Source organism: Desulfovibrio sp. SGI.169, from assembly GCF_050313595.1.
Classification (GTDB): domain Bacteria; phylum Desulfobacterota; class Desulfovibrionia; order Desulfovibrionales; family Desulfovibrionaceae; genus Desulfovibrio.
In genome coordinates this window covers 42,065-49,279 of record NZ_JBNPLS010000019.1, presented here as the reverse complement: position 1 = coordinate 49,279, position 7,215 = coordinate 42,065, and the positions used below count along the sequence as shown (strand labels likewise).

Here is a 7,215-nt window from a genome sequence, read left to right as displayed (position 1 = left end):
TCTTCCCTTCCCCAGCGCTTTGCGGAGCTGCCCGGCGTTGAGGCCGACAGCTCGCAATGGTTCGGAGAAGGGAAGGCCATTGCGGCGGACACGAAAAACCTGCGCAAAAACCTCAAAAAATGGGCCAAGGAAAATTTCTCCGGCAAGACGACTGTTCCCAATGCGGATACGGGTTGGGAAGTGCGGGTGACGCCCAAGGGTATTGAAAGCTCTCTTTCTCATGGATTTGATGAGCCCCTCGCCCGTTCCGTGCCATTCATTCCTCAGATTGTGGAAAGCGGCATCCATGTGGCTTCCGCAAAGAAAAAAGCCGGCCTCATGTCGCATATTTTTGCCAACAAGATCAGGCTGGACGGCAAGGATTATGTTGTCGGATTTGTTGTGCGGGAGGACGCGAACGGGAATCGCTTTTATGATCACGAGCTGACGGAAATAATCGACCCCGGTTGGTTATATCAGGACCACTTCCAAAAAAAGGAAAACTGGTACACTGAGCCGGCCAACCGGGGCGATGTGATGAACATACTCCGGGACAAGCTCGGCGTCAATGACGGGAGCGGGCAAGTGCTGTTTCAGACGGCCTGGCACGGCACGCCTCACCGTTTCGACGAGTTCAGCCTTGACGCCATAGGCACGGGCGAAGGGAACCAAGCGCACGGCTGGGGTTTGTATTTCGCGCAGAAGAGAGGGACGAGCGAGAGATACAAAACCGACCTTGGCGTCAATATCACACTTGACGGAAAGCCATTTTACGACGGTGTGAAAGGCACTCTGGAATCCAGTACAGGGAACAAGATTGCTGATGATGAGCTTCTTGCGTCCATCGGAAATATCGACGAAGCCATAGCGGAATTGCAGAATGATGTTGATTACGGAGTGCCGGAAGCCGTGGACGCCCTTGAAGTCTTGCGGAATATCAAGGCTGGCGATCGGCTCAAGGTTGAAGAACGCGGACAGCTTTTCGAAGTGGATATTCCCGAAGACGATGTGCTGCTGGACGAGCAGAAGCCGTACTACGACCAACCCGAAGTTGTCCGCAAGGCCATCCATGCAATAAGGGATGAGTTTGGCGAAGAGGCATCATTAGGAGATATACTGAAAGACTGGTCAGGCAAAGGGGTGTACAATTACCTGCGAGGGAAATTGGGCACGGATAAAGCTGCCTCCCTTTGGCTCAATGAACACGGCGTCAAGGGCATCACCTATGACGGCCAACAGGATGGCCGTTGCTTTGTGGTGTTCGACGACAAGGCCATTGATGTTCTCAATACGTACTTCCAGGCCGACGCCAAGCCGGCCAGCGCGCGAGGCGCTATTGTTTTTCGGCCCGAAGACGGACAAGCGTTGATAGGTCTGTTCAGGGGAAAAGCCGATATCTCTACGGTTATTCACGAAGGCGCGGGGCATTTCTTTCTGGAAAACCTGCGGGCAGCCGCTCAGCGACCCAATGCGCCCGCCTGGGTGCGCGATGGATGGAAGGACGTGGCCAAAGCCATTGGAGCGGATGCTGACCCGGGCAGATCCATCGGCACGGAAGCGCATGAAGCATTCGCCAATATGGCGGTGGATTATTTCCGCAGGGGAGAGGCCCCCAACATTGCCCTGACGACAACATTTCAGCGTTTTGCCCGCTGGCTGGCGCATATTTACCGGGCGCTGACGCGCCGAGGCGAATTAAGGGATGTCACTCCAGAAGTAAAGCGCGTCATGGATCGTCTGCTGGTGGCGGAAGACCAGTTGCGCGCGCGGGAAATTAATCGGCGCGTGACCGATGCCCGCAACGATGAGGCCGACCTGTTGCGGGCTGGACTGGCCGGGCGGGAAAAGCGCGATATCATGCGTGCCCAGGAAAAGGCTTTAGCGGATATGGCCGCCGGCCAGCCCGTGGATGTGGGGCCAGTATTAAGGGATTCGCAGGCATTGCGGAAAGCGCGCGCGTTGCAGCGGGAGTTTCCTGACTCAGAGGCAGGCGCGTCGTCCGGAAAAACCGCGCTTGAGCCGGATTACAGCATTGAACGCCGGGATGATTTCCCGCCCGCGCCGGAGGTAAAAAGCGGCGAGGACGCCGAGATGTCTGATATGGACGCCGATGCCGCCGTGGATGCTGACGTGGAAGCGCGTATGGCGGATCTGGAAGCACAGGGCAAGCTGGACGGAGAAGATGCCGCCCTGCTGGCTGAAGCCGCGGATCAGGCCGCCCGCATCGAAAAATATGAAGAGCTTGGGCAATCCGTTCTGGAATGCGTCATGGAGGTGGCGGAATAGCCATGAAAAAGCGAGACTGTATTGCCGCGGTCAGGCAGGCCGGAGCGTCTGAACTGGAAGCCCGCGAAATCGTGGACATACTGCTTGCACAAAAGGCCCGTCTGAAAGAATCCGGCGAGTTATCCCCGCAGAACCTTTCCCGCGCATGGACAGCAACCGCTGAAGGCATGAAGCGACAGCAGGTCGTACAGCGGCGGCGCACAGCCCTGGGATTGATCAGGTATCGCGAGATGGCCGACTTCATTGACTCCGTGAAGGCGCAGGGTTTTTCCGCCCTTGACGGCATTCAGGCCATGCTGGTTGGCATCTCCAAGCGGTTTGACGGCGCGCGGCGTTCTGTCTCCGCATTACGCAATGGCATCTTCAAGTCGTGGATATCACCCATGCTGACAGAATTGGAGGCCGTGGGCGACGGTGAAGCGTTACGACTCATGCGCGAAAGCAAATCTTTCCATGACAACATTTTTCTTGAAATGCGCGAGCCTGGCAGCACCGGAGACGAAAACGCCCGCGCCATAGCAGACATTTTCAGCCGTTATCTGGAGCAGAGCCGCGTACAGCTTAATGCCGCCGGAGCTGACATCGGGCATCTGGAAGGTTGGACGCCACAGAATCATGACCCGTACAAGCTTATGGCAGGCGGCAAGGAGGGAAAACAGAAATGGATTGATTTCATGATGCCCCGCCTTGACCTTGAACGTACCTTTGACGGCGTTGGACTGATAGATGAAGCGCGGGCGCGCGAGTTGCTTGAAGGCGTCTACAAAACATTGACAGTGGGGAAAAACCCGCGTTTGCCCGGAGATTTTACGGGCGGCGGTTCGTCTGTATCCGGTCCGCGCAACTTGGCCTCAAGCATGGGCAAAAGCCGTGTGCTTCATTTCAAGGACGCCGTCAGCGCTCTGGAATATCATGACGCCTACGGGCGCGGTAATATTCTGGACGCCATGCTCTGGCACATGGAGCAGGATGCGCGGGCGCTGGCCTTGATGCAACGGTTGGGGCCAAATCCGCAATTTACCCTGGAACGTCTTTTGAAACGGGAGCATCTTGCGCTTAAAGAAGACAAGACGCTTTCCCCTGAGGAAATCAGCCGGAGAGACAAGGAACTCAGCAATGCTTTTTCACCTGGGATTATTCGCCAGGGTAAAGTCGCACAGTGGTTGGCGGAGCTGAGCGGCGAAACGTCATGGGCCGTTAACCCCACCCTGGCGCGGGTTGGAGCCGTATTGCGGGCGATACAGACGCTTTCCAAACTTGGCGGCGCTTCGCTTTCCGCTGTTTCCGACGCATTTGTCAAGGCGGCAAGCATGCGCGTCAACGGCGAAACCTGGCCGGGGGCCATGTCAAAAAGCCTTGGGCAGTACTTTCAGGGATATGGTGGAGGCAAACGGGAAGTCGCCCGTCAGTGCGGGGCGTTTTGCGACAATATCCGTGGTGAGATTTGCGCCCGTTGGGATGATGCCAGCGGCGCGCCGGGCATGATTTCTGATTTGCAGAACAAGCTTTTCCGCTGGAGTGGGTTGAACTGGATCACCGAGCGCGGCAAGGCTGGCTATACGCTCTGGTTGTCCGGCCACCTGGGCGAAGTTGCGGGCAAATCCTTTGACCAGCTGGACGCTCCGCGCCGGGCCATGCTGCAATATCACGGCGTGAGGCCGGAACGCTGGGAAGTCATGCGCAAAATGAGTCGTCAGGCGGAAGACGGCAAGATCTACTTCACGCCGGAAGCCGCCGCCGGGCTGACGGACGCCGACCTTGTGCCGCTTTTGCCGAAGCGATTGAGAAACGCTCCACCAGATGTTCAGGCGCGCGAGTTGGCCCGTATACGGGATAGCCTGCGTTTTGACAGCATGGCCATGCTGGCGGACGAAACGAATTTTGCCATCATTGAACCTGATGACGCCACGCGCGCTATCATGCGTCAGGGCACACGTCCCGGTACAGCCGCCGGTGAATTCTGGCGGGCGATAATGCAATTCAAGTCATTTCCCATTGCCTACATGCAGCGCGTTCTTGGTGGTCGCCGCTGGGTGCGGGGAGACAGACAACAGGGCATGCGTTACGGCTTGCGCAACTTGCCGGGAGCTGCGCGTGACGCGTTAACGCGGGATATGGGCGGGCTCATGGGATTTGTGTTGTCGTCCGTGGCTTTCGGCTATGCGGCCATGACTCTCAAGGACATCGTCAAGGGCCGCGAGCCGCGAAGTCTGGCCCATAAGGAGACCTGGCTTGCCGCATGCATGCAGTCCGGCGGACTGGGTATTTTCGGTGATTTTTTGCTGGGCAAGGTGAACCGTTTCGGCAACAGCTTTGCGGAAACCGCCGTTGGTCCTCTGGGCGGCCTGGCCGGTGAAATAGGCGCTGTTGGGGGGCAGCTTGTACGCGGCGAGTTCATTGATGCGGGAGAAGACGCCCTTCGCATGGCTATCAACAACGCGCCATTCATTAACCTCTGGTACACGCGGGCGGCTCTGGACTGGTCGCTACTCTACCATATCCGCGAAATGCAGTCGCCGGGGACGCTGCGACGCATGGAGCGCAAAATGAAAAAAGAATTCGGGCAGGAGTTTCTTTTCCCGCCTTCGAAATATATCAGGCGTGGAGGAGGATTCAGGTAAATCTCAGGCAAGAGGCGGGGGCGTGGCAACGCCCCCACCGACCCGGCTGGGGGAGCCGGGCCACGGCCCCGCAAGTGGCGAGCCTCCACTTGCAGAGTATCCGCCGCCAAATGGCTCATCCGTGACGAATGAGTGCCACAGCTTAATCTGGGAGGATACCGGTGGCAAGCTGAAGGACGCCAATATGGCTAAGAGCGCCGAACGTTGCCCCAACTGCGGCAGGCCCGTACCGGCTACCAAAACGGATACCGTGCCGGCCATGCCGGACGACAACTACAAAGGATGGCCGCTGAATGCAGTGAGATACCAGCGGTTGCGCTGTCCTGCCTGCGGCTATGTTGGCGACAGGCTTGTACTGGTCGCCAAGACCCGCTGGACAAAACCGCAAGACAAAGAAGACAGGGGCCGCGCACGATGAAAAGGCCGGACGCTTGTGGCGTCCGGCCTGCATTTGGGTAAAAACGGAAGGTTTAAGAAGTCGTTTCCATATTGCGCCTTCGGTATCCAAAGACGTAGCCTACGCCCCCACCTCCGCCTGCGGCCACTATGTATTTAAGGCATTCCAAGATGAATTGCTCTTTCCCTGAAATGAAAGCTGCAATTACCGCAATAAGGAGGAACGCCCCTACAAAAATCCAGATTCTTAAAGAGGCTTTGTATATTTTCTGTACATGTTCTCTATAGGCTTGGCGGTCTCTCTCCTGTGCCGCCAGAACAGCCATGGAGTAATCAAACTGATTCTTTTCGCGCAATGTTAATAATTCTTTTTGTGCCTGGACATCAGTTGATGATTCAGGAGGCTGGCGCATAGGAACATTGTCAGAAGACACTGTGCTGCTCCTTTTCATTAAAGGCTATACGATATCGAGGTGTAGCCAATTTTACCATAAATCCCCCAGGCTGGCCTGCTATAAGATCGGGGAGGACGATGCGCGTATTCTGGGGGTCAATCTTCCCCTCCGCCCGTCTTTTTTGGTATTCCTCCGCCGTGATAAATTCTTCCGTTTCGATGAAGGAGTCATAAGTCATGGTGGTCATAGCATAACCTCCTTGCTCATGATTAGATAGCAACGAAAGCTAGTCATGGCAATGCTTTTGTAAAAATCCAGCCGCCCAGGTAACGGTCACCTTTGTGGCCTCGCCCATGAACAGCAGGGCCAGCGCCTCCCTGGGCAGGCGGTAGGCGCGTACGGTTTTGCCGTTTTTGCCCGGCACATCCACGCGCGCCAGCAGGCGGGCGGCCAGCTCCGGCGGGAGCATGGAGCGCACCCGGTCAAGGTCGCGCATTAACTTGGAGTGCTTGCGTTGCATACCATGGGCCGCGTCGATGGAGAGGATTGTCCGCGTATCCATGACAGCCCCCTACCTGCTGAAGCTGACGTGCGCCCTGATGTTGTAGATCATGCGCAGAGCGTAGATGGCCTGATTGAGCGAGGTGACGGCCACGTTGGCGGCTTCGTTGGCGTTGTCATAGAGCATCTGTTTTTCATGGGGCAGGATTGCGCTACGTCCGCCGGGGCGGGCAAAAATGTGCAGAGCTTCCCGGATACCCTCGGCATTGCGCCTGAGCTTGCTCACATCGTCGAAAAACTGCTTGCCGCTCGCATAGGTCTTGGCGTCAAGCGTGGCGGCGGCCAATGCCTGTTCAGGCGCGGGTTCAATGGCTGGGGCAACTGTCAAGGATTCCTTGTCGGTTGACGGCAGGGCAGGGGTCAGGCTGTCGATCTTGGCCTGTACCCATTCCAGCGCATCTGGCAGCCAGCTTTCCGGCAGGTCGTCGATGCGCGAAAGCTGGAAGTGCGCCTTGACCTGCGGCCACAGCGCCGTGTGCGGTGTGCCGGATACCTGCGCCCACGCATGCACCAGCGCCCGCAGGGGCTTCCGGCTGGCGGGCGTGGAGAGCCGGGAGACGTCGGGAAGTTCCCTAGCTTCCGCAGCACGTCGCGCCCGCTCCTGCTCCGCGAGCTTGTCAAGCTGTTCCTTCATGGCGTTGAATGCTTCGATGTAGGCCAGCTTCATGGCAAGCGCCTTCTTGCCCGTGTAGCCCATGACGAGCAGGATGAAGCCGTCGAAGTAGACGGTGAAAAATTTTTCTTGACGTTGGGAATTGTTGGGCCCGGCAACGGTTCGGAACGTCTCCGCAAAATTGCGGGCACGAAATTCGTCCGGGCAGTTGGCGTGCAGATTGCGGATGGATTTTGTCACATCATCATGTCGCTTGCCGAAGCACTCGGCTATGGCAAGAGAGGTGGTCGCCGGGCGACCTTCGATGAGGGAAACTGACGGGGAAAAATGTTCGGTGGGAAGGACTTGGGCCTGTGACATGATA

The 7,215-nt window shown here is 57.3% G+C and carries 6 protein-coding genes and 1 pseudogene; 3 read left to right on the top strand and 4 right to left on the bottom strand.

The features are described from left to right. From ACQRA4_RS10130 to ACQRA4_RS10120, 3 genes and pseudogenes are all read left to right on the top strand, one after another. A pseudogene (locus tag ACQRA4_RS10130) lies at positions 1-2,265 on the top strand (hypothetical protein); the annotation flags it as partial. Positions 2,266-2,267: 2 nt separating this feature from the next. Beyond that, positions 2,268-4,886: a hypothetical protein gene (locus tag ACQRA4_RS10125; protein WP_427822957.1), complete on the top strand. Its 2,619-nt coding sequence runs from the start codon at positions 2,268-2,270 to the stop codon at positions 4,884-4,886. Positions 4,887-5,070: 184 nt separating this feature from the next. After that, positions 5,071-5,304, top strand: a complete 234-nt coding sequence (locus ACQRA4_RS10120) for a hypothetical protein (RefSeq protein WP_427822956.1) — start codon at positions 5,071-5,073, stop codon at positions 5,302-5,304. A gap of 52 nt (positions 5,305-5,356) precedes the next feature. Here the strand turns inward: ACQRA4_RS10120 and ACQRA4_RS10115 are convergent, their stop codons facing one another. Genes ACQRA4_RS10115 through ACQRA4_RS10100 form a run of 4 tightly spaced genes read right to left on the bottom strand, consistent with a single transcriptional unit; the run spans position 5,357 to position 7,211 of the window. Beyond that, complete coding sequence (locus tag ACQRA4_RS10115; protein WP_427822955.1) at positions 5,357-5,716, bottom strand: hypothetical protein; 360 nt, start codon at positions 5,714-5,716, stop codon at positions 5,357-5,359. After that, entirely contained in the window at positions 5,706-5,924 is a 219-nt protein-coding gene (locus tag ACQRA4_RS10110; protein WP_300907150.1) for a hypothetical protein, read from the bottom strand. Before ACQRA4_RS10110 ends, ACQRA4_RS10115 begins: the two co-directional genes overlap by 11 nt. A gap of 39 nt (positions 5,925-5,963) precedes the next feature. Next, entirely contained in the window at positions 5,964-6,239 is a 276-nt protein-coding gene (locus ACQRA4_RS10105) for a hypothetical protein (RefSeq protein ID WP_427822954.1), read from the bottom strand. A 9-nt stretch (positions 6,240-6,248) separates the two neighbouring features. Further along, positions 6,249-7,211, bottom strand: coding sequence for a Rha family transcriptional regulator (locus tag ACQRA4_RS10100; RefSeq protein ID WP_427822953.1), 963 nt, complete (start codon positions 7,209-7,211; stop codon positions 6,249-6,251). Positions 7,212-7,215: the final 4 nt, after the last annotated feature.